Origin of the sequence: Acidovorax sacchari, assembly GCF_042847045.1 — a bacterium.
Lineage (GTDB): Bacteria > Pseudomonadota > Gammaproteobacteria > Burkholderiales > Burkholderiaceae_C > Paracidovorax > Paracidovorax sacchari.
In genome coordinates, this window is sequence record NZ_AP035783.1 from 3,485,514 (window position 1) to 3,500,493 (window position 14,980).

At 68.6% G+C, this 14,980-nt stretch carries 14 protein-coding genes; 7 read left to right on the forward strand and 7 right to left on the reverse strand.

Annotated elements, in window-relative coordinates:
* The first annotated feature begins 72 nt into the window (after positions 1–72).
* Positions 73–1,476, forward strand: a complete 1,404-nt coding sequence (gene yegQ, locus ACGHC0_RS15560; RefSeq protein WP_415266063.1) for a tRNA 5-hydroxyuridine modification protein YegQ — start codon at positions 73–75, stop codon at positions 1,474–1,476.
* An 18-nt stretch (positions 1,477–1,494) separates the two neighbouring features.
* Here yegQ and ACGHC0_RS15565 read toward each other — a convergent pair whose 3' ends face one another.
* Positions 1,495–1,926, reverse strand: a complete 432-nt coding sequence (locus tag ACGHC0_RS15565; RefSeq protein ID WP_415266064.1) for a hypothetical protein — start codon at positions 1,924–1,926, stop codon at positions 1,495–1,497.
* Positions 1,927–2,067: 141 nt separating this feature from the next.
* On the opposite strand from ACGHC0_RS15565, the gene ACGHC0_RS15570 reads away from it, so the two are divergent.
* The gene (locus ACGHC0_RS15570) at positions 2,068–2,931 is read left to right on the forward strand and encodes a helix-turn-helix domain-containing protein (RefSeq protein ID WP_415266065.1); all 864 of its coding nucleotides are present in this window, start codon (positions 2,068–2,070) and stop codon (positions 2,929–2,931) included.
* Positions 2,932–2,943: 12 nt separating this feature from the next.
* On the opposite strand, the gene ACGHC0_RS15575 is transcribed toward ACGHC0_RS15570, so the two are convergent.
* From ACGHC0_RS15575 to ACGHC0_RS15600, 6 genes are all read right to left on the reverse strand, one after another.
* Positions 2,944–3,960: a putative transporter gene (locus ACGHC0_RS15575; protein WP_368351836.1), complete on the reverse strand. Its 1,017-nt coding sequence runs from the start codon at positions 3,958–3,960 to the stop codon at positions 2,944–2,946.
* A 170-nt stretch (positions 3,961–4,130) separates the two neighbouring features.
* Positions 4,131–6,722, reverse strand: a complete 2,592-nt coding sequence (gene acnB / locus ACGHC0_RS15580; protein WP_415266066.1) for a bifunctional aconitate hydratase 2/2-methylisocitrate dehydratase — start codon at positions 6,720–6,722, stop codon at positions 4,131–4,133.
* A gap of 102 nt (positions 6,723–6,824) precedes the next feature.
* Entirely contained in the window at positions 6,825–7,535 is a 711-nt protein-coding gene (locus tag ACGHC0_RS15585; protein WP_415266067.1) for a hypothetical protein, read from the reverse strand.
* A 59-nt stretch (positions 7,536–7,594) separates the two neighbouring features.
* On the reverse strand, positions 7,595–8,620 hold the full coding sequence (locus tag ACGHC0_RS15590) for an HpcH/HpaI aldolase/citrate lyase family protein (RefSeq protein ID WP_415266068.1): 1,026 nt from the start codon (positions 8,618–8,620) through the stop codon (positions 7,595–7,597).
* Positions 8,617–9,399 (reverse strand): trans-aconitate 2-methyltransferase, encoded by a 783-nt coding sequence (gene tam, locus ACGHC0_RS15595; protein WP_415266069.1) that lies wholly within the window; start codon positions 9,397–9,399, stop codon positions 8,617–8,619. Before tam ends, ACGHC0_RS15590 begins: the two co-directional genes overlap by 4 nt.
* Positions 9,400–9,438: 39 nt before the next feature.
* Positions 9,439–10,425, reverse strand: coding sequence for a malate dehydrogenase (locus ACGHC0_RS15600; protein ID WP_011795320.1), 987 nt, complete (start codon positions 10,423–10,425; stop codon positions 9,439–9,441).
* A gap of 194 nt (positions 10,426–10,619) precedes the next feature.
* On the opposite strand from ACGHC0_RS15600, the gene ACGHC0_RS15605 reads away from it, so the two are divergent.
* From ACGHC0_RS15605 to ACGHC0_RS15625, 5 genes are all read left to right on the forward strand, one after another.
* Positions 10,620–11,411, forward strand: a complete 792-nt coding sequence (locus ACGHC0_RS15605; protein WP_368351841.1) for a GntR family transcriptional regulator — start codon at positions 10,620–10,622, stop codon at positions 11,409–11,411.
* A gap of 140 nt (positions 11,412–11,551) precedes the next feature.
* Complete coding sequence (gene sdhC, locus ACGHC0_RS15610; RefSeq protein WP_013595334.1) at positions 11,552–11,986, forward strand: succinate dehydrogenase, cytochrome b556 subunit; 435 nt, start codon at positions 11,552–11,554, stop codon at positions 11,984–11,986.
* A 52-nt stretch (positions 11,987–12,038) separates the two neighbouring features.
* Positions 12,039–12,404 carry a succinate dehydrogenase, hydrophobic membrane anchor protein gene (sdhD, locus tag ACGHC0_RS15615; protein ID WP_288494716.1) on the forward strand — a complete coding sequence of 122 codons (366 nt, stop codon included), beginning with the start codon at positions 12,039–12,041 and terminating at the stop codon, positions 12,402–12,404.
* A 34-nt stretch (positions 12,405–12,438) separates the two neighbouring features.
* Positions 12,439–14,247 (forward strand): succinate dehydrogenase flavoprotein subunit, encoded by a 1,809-nt coding sequence (gene sdhA, locus ACGHC0_RS15620; RefSeq protein ID WP_415266070.1) that lies wholly within the window; start codon positions 12,439–12,441, stop codon positions 14,245–14,247.
* Between the two features lie 30 nt (positions 14,248–14,277).
* Positions 14,278–14,979: a succinate dehydrogenase iron-sulfur subunit gene (locus ACGHC0_RS15625; protein ID WP_415266071.1), complete on the forward strand. Its 702-nt coding sequence runs from the start codon at positions 14,278–14,280 to the stop codon at positions 14,977–14,979.
* Position 14,980: the final 1 nt, after the last annotated feature.

A 14,980-nucleotide genomic window follows, 5' to 3' on the forward strand; every position in this document is an offset into this window, starting at 1 on the left:
CAAGGTGCGTACCGCGGCCGGGCGCCACAATCGCGCGCTTCGTCGCGCCCTGCCCTCCCCGCCCACCGCCCCATGACGCTCCGCCCGCCCGAACTGCTGCTGCCCGCCGGCTCCCTCGACAGGATGCGCACGGCCTACGATTTCGGCGCCGACGCCGTCTATGCGGGCCAGCCGCGCTATTCCCTGCGGGCGCGCAACAACGAGTTCCGGCTCGAACAGATCGGCCAGGGCATCGGCGAGGCGCATGCGCGCGGCCGCAAATTCTTCGTGACCAGCAACGTGCTGCCGCACGACGACAAGGTGCGCACCTACCTGCGCGACATCGAGCCGGTGATCGCGCTGGGGCCCGACGCGCTCATCATGGCCGACCCGGGCCTCATCATGCTGGTGCGCGAGCGCTGGCCCGGCATTCCCATCCACCTGTCGGTGCAGGCCAACACGGTGAACGCGATGGCCGTGAAGTTCTGGCAGCGCATGGGCCTGGCGCGCATCATCCTCTCGCGCGAACTGAGCCTGGACGAGATCGAGGGCATACGACAGCAGTGCCCGGACATCGAGCTGGAAGTGTTCGTGCACGGCGCACTGTGCATCGCCTACTCCGGCCGCTGCCTGCTCTCGGGCTACTTCAACCGGCGCGATGCCAACCAGGGCACCTGCACCAATGCCTGCCGCTGGAGCTATGCGGCATCGCCGGGCACGGACGCCACCGACAGCGGCGAGATCCGGCCGCTGCCGCTGGACGGCGGCTTCGATCTGCAGGCGGAGCAGGCCCGTGCCGACGGCGCCTTCGCGGCCTGCGGCGGAGCACCCCGCCATCCGCTGGCCGACCACGCCTATCTGCTGGAAGAAAAGGAACGCCCCGGCGAACTGCTGCCGGTGATGGAAGACGAGCACGGCACCTATATCCTCAACAGCCGCGACCTGCGCGCCGTGGAGCACGTGCGCCGCCTCGTGGCCATCGGCGTGGATTCCCTCAAGATCGAGGGCCGCACCAAGAGCCGCTACTACGTGGCGCGCACCGCACAGGTGTACCGCCGCGCCATCGACGACGCGGTGGCCGGCCGGCCCTTCGACCCGGCGTTGCTGTCCGAACTCGACGGGCTGGCCCACCGTGGCTACACGGCCGGCTTCCTGCAGCGCCGGCCGGCGCAGGACCTGCAGAACTATGGGACGGGCAGTTCGCAGCCCGTGCGCAGCCTGTTCGTGGGCGAGGTGCTGGCCTGCGGCGACGGATGGGCCGAGGTGGAAACGAAGAACCGCTTCGCGGTGGGCGACCGGCTGGAAATCATCCATCCTGCCGGCAACCGCACGGTCCGCCTGGAACGCATGCAGGCGGCCGCGAGCGGCGAGCCGCTGCACGTGGCCGCGGGCAGCCCGCTGCGCGTGCGCATCCCGCTGGAAGGCCCGGCGGAAGGCGCGATGCTCGCGCGCATCCTCGATCCGGCCACCGCGGAGCCCGCGCAGGCACGGCCCTGACGGCACGCGCAGGCAGTGTCAGGCCGCACGCGGCTGCCCTGCCGCGAAGCCGGCCGGGTCCTGGTGGCGCAGCCCCATCCACTGCAGGTCCCCCAGCACCAGCGCGAAAGCGCCCTGGGCCATGAGCCAGGCGACGCCGTAACCCGGCAGATCCCACGGCCCGGCGAAGGCCAGGGCGACGCAGCCCACGGCCCAGCCCAGGTTGCCGATGGCCAGCAGGAGGACCAGCGCCCGCGGCATGGCGGGCCGGGTTGCGATGACCGCGGCAACCGCTGCGTAGGCCAGCAGGAACCATCCGGTCGCGGACAGCAGCGCGGCAGGCAGGCCGGTGGCGGCGCCGAGCGGCCCGGCGGCGGCGCACTGCACCGCACCGGCTGCCGCGCACCCGGCGGCATCCGCCCAGAGGACGCGGGGAAGGAAACGGGGCGAGGCGAAGAGGGAGAGAGGCATGGAAGGCTCCTTGCGTGGTGGATGGGGACGGGGCACGGACCCGTTCCGTACCCTGGGACCGCATGGTCGGCCCCCCTTTGCGGTCGGTCCATGACCCGGGAGGTCATGGACTGCCCGCGCTGCGCCGATACGATTCCCACCATGACCTCCGCCCTTCAAGCCGGCCCCCACCACCGGCCCGCGCATCCCTCCCCGGTCCCCGGCACGCATTCGCCCTTCGGGGACCACCTGCGCCACTGGCGCCGGCAGCGCCGCCTGAGCCAGCAGGACCTGGCGCTGGAGGCCGAGGTATCCACGCGCCACCTGAGCTGCGTGGAAACGGGCCGCGCCGCGCCCAGCCGCGACATGGTGCTGCGGCTGGCCGAGCGCCTGGCCGTGCCCCTGCGCGAACGCAACGCCCTGCTGGTCGCCGCCGGCTTCGCGCCCATGTACGCGGCGCGGGGGCTGGACCACCCCGACATGCGCGCCGCGCGCGAGGCCGTCGATCTGGTGCTGCGCGGCCATGAGCCCTACCCGGCACTCGCCGTGGACCGCCACTGGAACATGGTCGCCGCCAATGCGGTGGTGCCGCTGCTGCTGCAGGGGGTGGCGGACCACCTGCTGGCACCGCCCGTGAACGTGCTCCGGTTGTCGCTGCACCCCCAAGGCCTGGGGCCGCGCCTGGCCAATGCCGCCGCCTGGAAGGCACACCTGCTGCACCGCCTGGACCAGCAGATCGAAACACACGGCGACGCGCCGCTGCAGGCACTGCGGGACGAACTCGCCGGCTACCCGGTACAGGACTGCCCGCCGGAGGGCGATACGCCGGCATTCACCGGCCCGGGTGCCGGCATCGCCCTGCCGCTGCGCCTGCGCACCGCCGCCGGCATCCTCTCCTTCATCACCACGATCACCGTGTTCGGCACGCCGGTGGACGTGACGCTGCAGGAACTCGCCGTGGAGTCATTCTTCCCGGCGGACGACGCCACGCGCGAGGCGCTGGCACGCCTGGCTGCCGGGGCCTGACCGGAAGTCCGGTCAGGGGGCTGCGGACACCGGCACCGCCTCCGGCAGCGGCGCCGCATCCTCCAGCATCTGCCGTTCGAACGCGCGCAGCCGCTTGTGGATGGAGATCTGCTCCACCACCGTGCTCCAGTTCTGCACCAGGAACTGGAAGGATTCCAGCACCCGGTCGAAGGCCCGCGAGATCTGCTGCATCACGCCCAGCGTGATCACGCCGGCGATCAGCGTGGGCCCCAGGGCCACCAGCGGCACCAGCACGCTCACCTGCAGGTACGACCACTTCACCACGTCGAAGTACAGGTAGTTGAAGAACAGGCGGAAATAGTTGCGGCGCACGTCGGCGAACAGCGCGGCGGCCGTGGGCGGCGCGGCGCGCGCGTGGTCGTCCTCGCCCAGCACCAGTTCCTTGCGGTAGGCGGCCTCCACGCGCTGGTTGTGGAATTCCAGCCCCGGCAGGCGCACCCCCACCACGGCCAGCAGCAAGGTGCCGCCCAGGGACCAGAACAACGCCACCCAGACCAGCGAATGCGGCACGGCGCCGATCACCGGCAGCCCGGTCAGCTTGTCCGACAGCACCCAGAGCACCGGCACGAAGGCGCCCAGCGTCATCAGGCTGCGCAGGAACGTCAGGCCCAGGCCCTCCATGGTGGTGGCGAAGCGCATCGTGTCTTCCTGCACCCGCTGCGCCGCGCCCTCGATGTGGCGCAGTCGCGGCCAGGCGGCCATGTAGTGCTCGTTCATCGCCTGCCGCCAGCGGAAGATGTAGTGCTTGCAGAAGAAGTCCACCACCACCGCCGTGGTCACGTAAACCATAGCGATGCGCGAGAAGGTGGAGAGTTGCCCCCAGAACTGCCCCGCCGTGATGCTCCCGGGCTGGCCCAGCGATTTCTGGATCAGGTCGTAGAAGCTGCCGAACCAGTCGTTGATCTGCACGTCGAGCTCGACGCGGTACCAGGTGGCCAGCAGGATGAAGACGGAGCCGGCGATCGACCAGGCCCACCACCGGCGGGAGAGAAAGAAGGACTTGAACATGGCGGTGCGCGTTGTCGTGGTTCTTGGGCGTCGGACGCCGCCCGGACTGTAAATGTTCCGTGGCGGGCCGGCCGCTTCAGCCCTGCCTAAGGAAGGTGGAGAGGCCGGCGGAAACGGACAAAGAAAAAGGCCCCGGGAATTGCTCCCCGGGGCCTTCGCAGTGCGGTACTTCAGGCCGCCACGGACTTGGCGGCGTCCGCGTATTCCTCGATCTGGTCGAAGTTCATGTAGCGATACACGCTGGCCTTGTCGGCATCGATCACGCCCATTTCCTTGAGGTACTCCTCCTTGGTGGGCAGCTTGCCGATGCGCGACGCGATGGCGGCGAGCTCGGCCGAGCCCAGGAACACGTTGGTGTTCTTGCCCAGGCGGTTCGGGAAGTTGCGGGTGGAGGTGGAGATCACCGTCGCGCCCTCGCGCACCTGCGCCTGGTTGCCCATGCACAGCGAGCAGCCCGGCATTTCGGTGCGGGCACCGGCCGTGCCGAAGGCGGCGTAGTGGCCTTCCTTGATCAGCTCGTTCTGGTCCATCTTGGTGGGCGGCGCGACCCACAGCTTGACGGGGATGTCGCGCTGGCCGCCCAGCAGCTTGGCGGCCGCGCGGAAGTGGCCGATGTTGGTCATGCACGAGCCGATGAAGGCCTCGTCGATCTTGGTGCCGGCCACTTCCGAGAGGAACTTGGCGTCGTCCGGATCGTTCGGGCAGCAGACGATCGGCTCGGTGATGTCGGCCAGGTCGATCTCGATCACGGCAGCGTACTCGGCGTCCTTGTCGGCTTCCAGCAGCTCGGGGTTGGCCAGCCAGGCCTCGACCTTCTCGATGCGGCGCTTGAGGGTGCGCGCATCGGCGTAGCCGTCGGCGATCATGTTCTTCATCAGCACGACGTTGCTGGTGAGGTATTCCTTGATCGGCTCGGGGTTGAGCTTGATCGTGCAGCCGGCGGCCGAGCGCTCCGCGGAAGCGTCCGACAGTTCGAAGGCCTGTTCCACCTTCAGGTCCGGCAGGCCCTCGATCTCGAGGATCTTGCCCGAGAAGATGTTCTTCTTGCCGGCCTTGGCCACCGTCAGCAGGCCCTGCTTGATGGCGTACAGCGGAATGGCATGCACCAGGTCGCGCAGCGTCACGCCGGGCTGCAGTTCGCCCTTGAAGCGCACCAGCACGGATTCGGGCATGTCCAGCGGCATCACGCCGGTGGCGGCGCCGAAGGCCACCAGGCCGGAACCCGCGGGGAACGAGATGCCGATCGGGAAGCGGGTGTGCGAATCACCGCCGGTGCCGACGGTGTCGGGCAGCAGCAGGCGGTTCAGCCAGCTGTGGATCACGCCGTCGCCGGGGCGCAGGGCCACGCCGCCGCGGTTGCTGATGAAGGCGGGCAGCTCGCGGTGCGTCTTCACGTCCACGGGCTTCGGATAGGCGGCCGTGTGGCAGAAGGACTGCATCACCATGTCGGCCGAGAAGCCCAGGCAGGCCAGGTCCTTCAGCTCGTCGCGGGTCATGGGGCCGGTGGTGTCCTGGCTGCCCACGGTGGTCATCTTGGGTTCGCAGTAGGTGCCGGGGCGCACGCCCTGGCCTTCCGGCAGGCCGACGGCGCGGCCGACCATCTTCTGCGCCAGCGTGAAGCCGGCCTTGGTCTCGGCGGGGGCCTGGGGCAGGCGGAACGCGGTGGACGCGGGCAGGCCCAGGAACTCGCGCGCCTTGGAGGTCAGCGAGCGGCCGATGATCAGGTTGATGCGGCCGCCGGCGCGCACTTCGTCGAGCAGCACGTCGCTCTTGAGCTGGAACTCGGCGACGGTCTCGCCATTGCGCACCAGCTTGCCTTCATAGGGCAGCACGTCGATCACGTCGCCCATTTCCAGCTTCGAGACATCGACCTCGATCGGCAGCGAGCCGGAGTCTTCCTGCGTGTTGAAGAAGATGGGCGCGATCTTGCCGCCCAGCGTCACGCCGCCGAAGCGCTTGTTCGGCACGAAGGGGATGTCGGCGCCCGTGGCCCAGATCACGCTGTTGGTGGCCGACTTGCGCGACGAGCCCGTGCCCACCACGTCGCCCACGTAGGCCACGAGGTGGCCCTTCTTCTTCAGGTCCTCGATGAACTGCATCGGGCCGCGCTTGCCGTCTTCCTCGGGCTTGAAGGCCGCGTCGGGACGAGTGTTCTTCAGCATGGCGAGGTAGTGCAGCGGGATGTCCGGGCGGCTCCAGGCGTCGGGCGCCGGGGAGAGGTCGTCGGTGTTGGTTTCGCCGGGCACCTTGAAGACGGTGACCGTGATCTTCTTCTCGACTTCGGGGCGGCTGGTGAACCACTCGGCGTCGGCCCACGACTGCATGACTTCCTTGGCCTTGGCGTTGCCGGCCTTGGCCTTGTCGGCCACGTCGTTGAAGAAGTCGAACATCAGCAGCGTCTTCTTCAGCGCTTCGGCAGCCACGCCCGCCACTTCGGCGTCGTCCAGCAGTTCGATCAGCGGATGGACGTTGTAGCCGCCCACCATGGTGCCCAGCAGCTCGGTGGCCTGTGCCTTGGAGATCAGGCCCACCTTCACGTCGCCGTGCGCCACGGCGGCCAGGAAGCTGGCCTTGACCTTGGCGGCATCGTCCACGCCCGGGGGCACACGGTGCGTGAGCAGGTCCAGCAGGAACGCGTCCTCGCCGGCGGGCGGGTTCTTGATCAGCTCGATCAGTTCGGCGACCTGCTTCGCGTCGAGCGGCAGGGGCGGGATGCCCAGGGCGGCGCGCTCGGCCACATGGTCACGGTAGGCTTTCAACATGGTGTTCTCCGGTGGGTTCGATCGTTGGATTTTTGGGGCAAAGCCGGTCCTGCGGGCGCCGCGAGCGGCGCCCGTCCATCGCAGGCCAGGACGCCGCAGCGCTTACTTGGCGGGCGCTTCGGCAGCGGGTGCAGCCGCCGGAGCGGCCGCAGCGGCCGGTGCCGGAGCGGGCGCATCCAGCAGGCTCGGCTGCGGGTTCTTGCGGATGGTCTCGCTGACGGCGACCTGCTGCGGGCTCATGCATTCGTCGGCCAGGCGCTGGCCCAGCTTCTGGTTCATGAGCATGGACTTGTTGGAGATCTGGATCCAGACCGCGCCGGCCTTCTGGTCTTCCAGGCGCACCGCGCCGGTGCTCGTGGCCACGGGCGTCATGCGGTAGTGGAAGTTCTTGCCGGCGACCTCGAAGTACCCGGGCGACTTGGGATCGGCCTCGATGTTGACCGAGGCACCCAGTTCGCAGGGAATGTGGCCGGTGTGCACGCGCTGGGCGATCTCGAGTTCCGCGGGGCTGAGGGCGGCCTCGGCGGCGATCAGGCCCGAGGCCACCTGGTTGGTGGCGCTCTTGAGCTGGGCGCGGCTGCTCTGCGGATGCGCCTTGGCCACGTGCACGGGCTTCTTGGCGTCCTTGGCGGGGGCAGCCTTCGCGCTCTGGGTGGACTTGGCGGCAGGCTTCTTCGCCTCCTTGGAGTCCTTGGCGGGGGCGGCTTTCGCAGCAGCCTTGGGTGCGGGCTTGGCCGGAGCCGGGGTGGCATCCTGCGCCATCACCAGGACGGGGCTCAGCAGCATCAGGGCGGAAGCGACGAGTTGTTTCATGGAAGCTCCAGCAAGGGAGAGAGGTCGTGGGAACGGGGTCGTGGAGGGCAGCCGGTGCGTCAGGCGACCGCTGCCGCGGTGGAATCGAACCAGCCGCGCGCCTCTGGAGGCAGCTCGCGGCCGGTCTGGTGTGCACGCTCCAGCACCTGCCAGAAATAGCGGTAGCTGGCGCGGTCGTGCAGAACGCCGTCCACGCTGATGGGAGCCCATGCGGCGTGCTCGGCGGCGGAAAGGATGGCGGCGGCCTGGGCGATCTCGTCCCGGGCCGGCGCGAAGGCCTCCAGGATCGGACGGATCTGGGCCGGGTGGATGCTCCACATGCGGGTATAGCCGAACTCGCGCGCGGCGCGGCCGGCCGCGGCGCGCAGTGCGGCGGCATCGCTGAATTCGGTCACCACGCAGTGCGAGGGCACCTTCCCGTGGGCATGGCAGGCGGCCGCGATCTCGAGCTTGGCGCGCACCACCAGCGGATGTTCGAACTGGCCCTGCACGCCCATCGCCCGCGCGGGGATCGCCCCGCCGTGCGCGGACACGAAGTCCATGAGGCCGAAGCTGATCGACTCCACGCGCGGATGGGCCGCGATCTCGAAGGCGTGGTGCACGGCCGCGGGCGACTCGATGAGCACGTGCAGCGGCAGCGCGGTGGCGCCCGCGGCATTCACGGCCCGCTCGGCGCGCAGCACGTCGTCCACGGTTTCGACCTTCGGCACCATGAGGTGGGAAAGCCGGTGCCCGGCCTCCCCCGCGATGGTGGCGACGTCGTGCGCGAAGGCGGGATGGTCCACCGTGTGCACCCGGGCCGCCACGCGGGCCCCGGGCTGCGCATCGCGCGCCAGCGCAGCGACCAGTTCGGCATGGGCCCGCTCCTGGCCGGCAGGTGCGCCGTCCTCGCAGTCGAGCGTCACGTCGAACACGCAGCGGCCGAACTCGGCCGCCATCTCGGCCTGCAACTGCAGGCTCTTGCGCATCCGCACCTCGACGCCGCTGTAGTGGTCGCACACCGGCAGCCGCGCGGCCGCGGCCTGGGCGCCGAGCAGCACCTGGGCGGGATGCAGCCTGGAGGGAGCAGCCACCGCGGAGTTCATGCGGAGCGCCGCGCCACGATGAACATGCGCGGGAAGGCGAGCAGGCGCTGCCCGTCGGCACGCACGGGATAGGCGGCATCGATACCGCGCTCGTATGCGGCCAGGAAGCCGGCGCGCTGCGATTCGGGCAGCGGATCGACGAAGGGCTTGAGGCCGGTACCGCTCACCCATTCGACGATGGCGGCGGCCGAGGCCATGGGATGCTGATAGACCGTGTGCCACACGTCCACGCTCTGGGCGATGGGCGCCAGCAGGTCGTAATAGTCGGCGATGCCCAGGATGCGCGTGCGCACCGCGGCCGCGTCGCCGATGGCGTCGCGCCAGGGCGCCTGGCCGGCCACCTCGCGCATGGTGCGGTGCGAGGGCTCCTGCCGGTTGTCCGGCATCTGGATGGCCAGCACGCCGCCCGGCGCGAGCGCGGCGAACAGCCTGGGAATGAGGGATTCGTGCCCGCCCACCCATTGCAGGGAGGCGTTGGCATAGAGCAGGTCGGGCGCGTCGCCCGGCTGCGGCGCCCAGGCGGCGATGTCGGCCTCCAGGAATTCCGCCGCGGGCAGGCGCTCGCGGGCGCTCTGCAGCATGGCGGCGGAGGTATCGATGCCGGTCACGCGCGCCCCGGGGAAGCGCGCGGCCAGCAGTTCGGTGGAGTTGCCCGGGCCGCAGCCCAGGTCCACCACATGGGAGGCAGCCGACAGCGGCACCCGTGCGAGCAGTTCACGGGCCGGACGCGTGCGCTCGTCCTCGAAGCGTCGGTAGAGCGCGGGATTCCAGTCGTTCATGGCGTCGCGGTAGAGGTGCAGCCGTCGGGCGGGCCCGCCTTACAGCAGGTGCTTCACGCCGTCCTGTTCGCCTTGCAGCTCGGCCAGCGTCTTGTTGATGCGCTCCTGGCTGAACGCGTCGATCTCCAGGCCCTCGACGATCTTGTACTCGCCGTTCTCGGTGATGACCGGGAAGCCGAACACGATGCCTTCGGGAATGCCGTACTCGCCCTTGGACGGAACGCCCATCGTGACCCACTTGCCGTTCGAGCCCAGGGCCCAGTCGCGCATGTGGTCGATGGCGGCGTTGGCGGCCGAGGCGGCGGAGGACAGGCCGCGCGCCTCGATGATGGCGGCGCCGCGCTTGCCCACCGTGGGCAGGAACACGTCGGCGTTCCAGACCTGGTCGTTGATGGCGTCCTTGACGCTCTTGCCGCCGATGGTGGCGAAACGGTAATCGGCGTACATCGTGGGCGAGTGGTTGCCCCACACCGTCAGCTTCTCGATCTCGCCGACCTTGCCGCCCGTCTTGGCAGCGATCTGGCTGGCGGCGCGGTTGTGGTCCAGGCGCAGCATGGCGGTGAAGTTCTTGGCCGGCAGGTCGGGAGCCGACTTCATCGCGATGTAGGCGTTGGTATTGGCGGGGTTGCCCACCACGAGCACCTTCACGTTGCGCGAGGCGACGGCGTTCAGGGCCTTGCCCTGGGCCGTGAAGATCTGGGCGTTGGCGGCCAGCAGGTCGGCGCGCTCCATGCCGGGGCCGCGCGGACGGGCACCCACCAGCAGGGCGTAGTCGGTGTCCTTGAAGGCGGTCATCGGGTCGCTGTGGGCTTCCATGCCGGCCAGCAGCGGGAACGCGCAGTCCTCAAGTTCCATCATCACGCCCTTGAGCGCCTTCTGGGCCTTCTCGTCGGGAATCTCCAGCAGTTGCAGGATGACGGGCTGGTCCTTGCCGAGCATTTCGCCGGAGGCGATGCGGAACAGCAGTGCGTAACCAATTTGACCGGCTGCACCGGTGACGGCGACGCGGACGGGCTTCTTGCTCATGAGGGGAACTCCAGATGATGGGATGGAACGGGTGTCGGTGCAGGGGCACCAGCGCCAGTCGATCCAAGCAGCCAGGGTCCTGCAGAACAGCTACCGAGTGTACCGCCGATTTCCGGCGAGGGTCAATTTGTCTTATGTCTTATATAAGATATGATGCGGACCGCCGCACACGGCGCCCGAGCCCCACGAACCGCATGTCCACCCCACCGGCAGCCACCCCCGACAGCCCCGCCCCGACGGCCGGCGGCACGGGTGCGCCGACGCCGGCCTTCAGTCCGCTCTACCAGCAGATCAAGGGGCTCATCCTGCAGAGCCTGCAGCAGGGCGAATGGAAGCCCGGCGAGGCCATCCCCAGCGAAATGGAACTGGCGGCCCGCTTCCGCGTGAGCCAGGGCACGGTGCGCAAGGCGATCGACGAACTGGCGGCCGAGAACCTCGTGATGCGCCGCCAGGGCAAGGGCACCTTCGTCGCCACCCATGCCGAGCGCCATGTGCAATACCGTTTCCTGAAGCTGCAGCCCGACGTGGGCGACCCGGACGCCGAAGGCCCGGCCCAGCGCCGCATCGTGGAATGCCGGCGCACGCGAGCCAGCGCCGACGTGGCGCGCGCCCTGGCACTGCGCGGCGGGGACGCCGTGGTCATGGCCCGGCGCATCCTCTCGTTCGCGGGCGTGCCCACCATCCTGGAGGACATCTGGCTGCCCGGCCAGACCTTCAAGGGCCTCACGGCCGAACGGCTGGCCGACTATCCCGGCCCCACCTATGCGATGTTCGAGCTCGATTTCGGCGTGCGCATGGTGCGTGCCGACGAGAAGATCCGCGCGGTGCTGCCCGACGCGGCGCAGGCCGGGCTGCTGGGCGTTCCCGCCGGCACGCCGCTGCTGAGCGTGGAGCGCACCGCCTATACCTACAACGATGTTCCGATGGAGTTACGCCGAGGGCTCTACCGGACCGACACGCACCACTACCACAATGCCCTGCAGTGAACCGGCAGTCCTCCCTGTGCGTACAGCCGCGGGATGGAAATCGTAGTACCCACAAACTCCGCCTTGTTGCATTGCAATAGAATTTTGGGCGTTTCGCCTGCGCGAAATTACAAAGCAGTTACATCCACGAAAGCACCGCCATGACCGAGATCGCCAAAAAGCGGCCTGAATTCCGCAACATCAACGCCCTCACGGACCTGCCCACGTACCGCCTGCCGGCCGCGGGATGGGTGTCGATCCTGCACCGCATCAGCGGTGTGATCATGCTGCTGCTGCTGCCGTTCGTGCTGTGGATGTTCGACACCTCGGTGTCCTCGGAGATCTCGTTCGGCAAGTTCACCTCGGCGTTCACCGCGGGCCTGGGCTTCGTGCCCGGCTGGTTCATCAAGCTCGTGGTGCTGGCGCTGATCTGGGCCTACCTGCACCACTTCACCGCCGGCCTGCGCCACCTCTGGATGGATGTGAGCCACGACGCCGTGAACAAGCATTTCGGCAGCATGTCGGCCAAGGTCACGCTGGCGATCAGCCTCGGCCTGACGGTGATCCTCGGCGCCAAGCTCTTCGGCCTGTACTGAGCCCCGGCCAGCGCACCGCCCTCCCCCTTCCACGATTCCCAAGGATTTCCCCATGTCCGTGAACTATGGCTCCAAGCGCACCGTCGTCGGTGCCCACTACGGCACGCGCGACTGGCTCAGCCAGCGCGTCACCGCGGCCCTGATGGCCGTCTTCACCCTCGTCGTGCTGGCGCAGCTGGTGCTCACCAAGGGCCCTATCGGCTACGACCGCTGGGCCGGCATCTTCGCCGCGCAGTGGATGAAGGTTCTCACCTTCTCCGTCATCGTCGGCCTGGCATGGCATGCCTGGGTGGGCATGCGCGACGTCTGGATGGACTACGTCAAGCCCGTCGGCCTGCGCCTCGCGCTGCAGGCGCTGACGATCTTCTGGCTCGTCGGCTGTGCCGGCTGGGGCATCCAGATCCTCTGGCGCCTCTGATCCGATTCCCCCGCGACTGAAAGAGCACACAACAATGAGCTACACCAAAGCGAACATCACCACGCGCAAGTTCGACGTCGTCATCGTCGGCGCGGGCGGCTCCGGCATGCGTGCCGCGCTGGAACTCTCCCGCGCGGGCCTGAACGTGGCCTCGCTCTCCAAGGTCTTCCCCACCCGCTCGCACACCGTGGCGGCGCAGGGCGGCGTGTCGGCCTCGCTCGGCAACATGAGCGAGGACAACTGGCACTACCACTTCTACGACACCATCAAGGGCTCCGACTGGCTGGGCGACCAGGACGCCATCGAGTTCATGTGCCGCGAAGCCCCCAAGGTGGTGTACGAGCTGGAACACTTCGGCATGCCCTTCGACCGCAACCCGGACGGCACCATCTACCAGCGCCCCTTCGGCGGCCACACGGCCAACTACGGCGAGAAGCCCGTGCAGCGCGCGTGCGCCGCGGCCGACCGCACCGGCCACGCCATGCTGCACACGCTCTACCAGCAGAACGTGAAGGCCAAGACGAACTTCTTCGTCGAGTGGATGGCCCTGGACCTGATCCGCGACGCCTCCGGCGACGTGGTCGGCGTGACGGCCCTCGAACTGGAAACCGGCGAGCTCTACCAGCTCCAGGCCAAGGCCGTGCTGCTGGCCACCGGCGGCGCGGGCCGCATCTTCGCGGCATCGACCAACGCCTTCATCAACACCGGCGACGGCCTGGGCATGGCGGCGCGCGCCGGCATCCCGCTGCAGGACATGGAGTTCTGGCAGTTCCACCCCACCGGCGTGGCCGGCGCGGGCGTGCTGCTGACCGAGGGCTGCCGCGGTGAAGGCGCCATCCTGCTCAACAGCAACGGCGAACGCTTCATGGAGCGCTACGCGCCCACCCTGAAGGACCTGGCGCCGCGCGACTTCGTCTCGCGCTCGATGGACCAGGAGATCAAGGAAGGCCGCGGCTGCGGTCCCAACAAGGACTACGTGCTGCTCAAGCTCGACCACCTGGGCGCGGAGACCATCCACAAGCGCCTGCCCTCGGTGTACGAGATCGGCGTCAACTTCGCCAACGTGGACATCACGAAGGAACCGATCCCGGTCGTGCCCACCATCCACTACCAGATGGGCGGCATCCCGACCAACATCAACGGCCAGGTCGTGATCCAGAACGGCGACGTGCACAACCAGGTGGTGAACGGCCTGTACGCCGTGGGCGAATGCTCCTGCGTGTCCGTGCACGGCGCGAACCGCCTGGGCACGAACTCGCTGCTCGACCTGCTGGTCTTCGGCAAGTCCGCCGGCCGCCACATCGTCGAGATGGTCAAGAACAGCGGCGAGCACAAGCCGCTGCCGGCCGACGGCGCCGACCGCACGCTGGCCCGCCTCAACCAGCTGCAGGAATCCAGCCAGGGCATCTATGCCCAGGACATCGCCAACGACATCCGTGCATCGATGCAGCAGCACGCCGGCGTGTTCCGCACGCAGGAAGGCATGGACGAAGGCGTCGTGAAGATCAACGCGATCCGCGAGCGCGTGGGCGCGATCACGCTGAAGGACAAGTCCAAGGTGTGGAACACGGCGCGCATGGAAGCGCTGGAAGTGGACAACCTCATCGAGGTCGCCCAGGCGACGATGGTCTCGGCCGCTGCGCGCAAGGAATGCCGCGGCGCGCACACGGTCTATGACTACGAGCACCCCGCCGACCACCCCGACTTCCCGCTGGGCCGCAACGACAAGGAATGGATGAAGCACACGCTGTGGCACAGCGAGAGCAACAGCCTCACCTACAAGCCCGTGAACCTCCAGCCCCTGACCGTGGACAGCGTGCCGCCCAAGGTCCGCACGTTCTGATACGCCCACGAGAACCCACGAGACACCACCATGAAGCGCACCTTTCAAATCTACCGCTACGATCCGGACAAGGACGCCAAGCCCTACATGCAGACCGTCGAGATCGAGCTCGACGGCCATGAGCGCATGCTGCTGGACGCACTGATCAAGCTCAAGGCGCAGGATCCGTCCATCTCGTTCCGCCGCTCCTGCCGCGAAGGCGTCTGCGGCTCCGACGCGATGAACATCAACGGCAAGAACGGCCTGGCGTGCCTCACCAACATGAGCACGCTCAAGGGCACGATCGTGCTCAAGCCGCTGCCGGGCCTGCCCGTGATCCGCGACCTGATCGTGGACATGACGCAGTTCTTCAAGCAGTACCACTCGATCAAGCCCTACCTCATCACGGAAGGCATCGCGCCCGAGCGCGAGCGCCTGCAGTCCCCCGAGGAACGCGACGAGCTCAACGGCCTGTACGAGTGCATCCTGTGCGCGAGCTGCTCGACCAGCTGCCCCAGCTTCTGGTGGAACCCCGACAAGTTCGTGGGCCCCGCCGGCCTGCTGCAGGCCTACCGCTTCATCGCCGACAGCCGCGACGAAGCCACGGGCGCGCGCCTGGACAACCTGGAAGACCCCTACCGCCTCTTCCGCTGCCACACCATCATGAACTGCGTGGACGTGTGCCCCAAGGGCCTCAACCCCACGAAGGCCATCGGCAAGATCAAGGAACTGATGGTGCGCCGCGCCATCTGAC

Bases quoted from the DNA above. Each gene is read 5' to 3' on its own strand.
- sdhC (WP_013595334.1), top strand. From the start codon at position 11,552: ATGACCGAGATCGCCAAAAAGCGGCCTGAATTCCGCAACATCAACGCC.
- tam (WP_415266069.1), bottom strand. From the start codon at position 9,399: ATGAACGACTGGAATCCCGCGCTCTACCGACGCTTCGAGGACGAGCGC.
- ACGHC0_RS15590 (WP_415266068.1), bottom strand. From the start codon at position 8,620: ATGAACTCCGCGGTGGCTGCTCCCTCCAGGCTGCATCCCGCCCAGGTG.
- ACGHC0_RS15565 (WP_415266064.1), bottom strand. From the start codon at position 1,926: ATGCCTCTCTCCCTCTTCGCCTCGCCCCGTTTCCTTCCCCGCGTCCTC.
- sdhD (WP_288494716.1), top strand. From the start codon at position 12,039: ATGTCCGTGAACTATGGCTCCAAGCGCACCGTCGTCGGTGCCCACTAC.
- ACGHC0_RS15600 (WP_011795320.1), bottom strand. From the start codon at position 10,425: ATGAGCAAGAAGCCCGTCCGCGTCGCCGTCACCGGTGCAGCCGGTCAA.
- ACGHC0_RS15625 (WP_415266071.1), top strand. From the start codon at position 14,278: ATGAAGCGCACCTTTCAAATCTACCGCTACGATCCGGACAAGGACGCC.
- ACGHC0_RS15585 (WP_415266067.1), bottom strand. From the start codon at position 7,535: ATGAAACAACTCGTCGCTTCCGCCCTGATGCTGCTGAGCCCCGTCCTG.
- yegQ (WP_415266063.1), top strand. From the start codon at position 73: ATGACGCTCCGCCCGCCCGAACTGCTGCTGCCCGCCGGCTCCCTCGAC.
- ACGHC0_RS15575 (WP_368351836.1), bottom strand. From the start codon at position 3,960: ATGTTCAAGTCCTTCTTTCTCTCCCGCCGGTGGTGGGCCTGGTCGATC.
- ACGHC0_RS15570 (WP_415266065.1), top strand. From the start codon at position 2,068: ATGACCTCCGCCCTTCAAGCCGGCCCCCACCACCGGCCCGCGCATCCC.
- sdhA (WP_415266070.1), top strand. From the start codon at position 12,439: ATGAGCTACACCAAAGCGAACATCACCACGCGCAAGTTCGACGTCGTC.
- acnB (WP_415266066.1), bottom strand. From the start codon at position 6,722: ATGTTGAAAGCCTACCGTGACCATGTGGCCGAGCGCGCCGCCCTGGGC.
- ACGHC0_RS15605 (WP_368351841.1), top strand. From the start codon at position 10,620: ATGTCCACCCCACCGGCAGCCACCCCCGACAGCCCCGCCCCGACGGCC.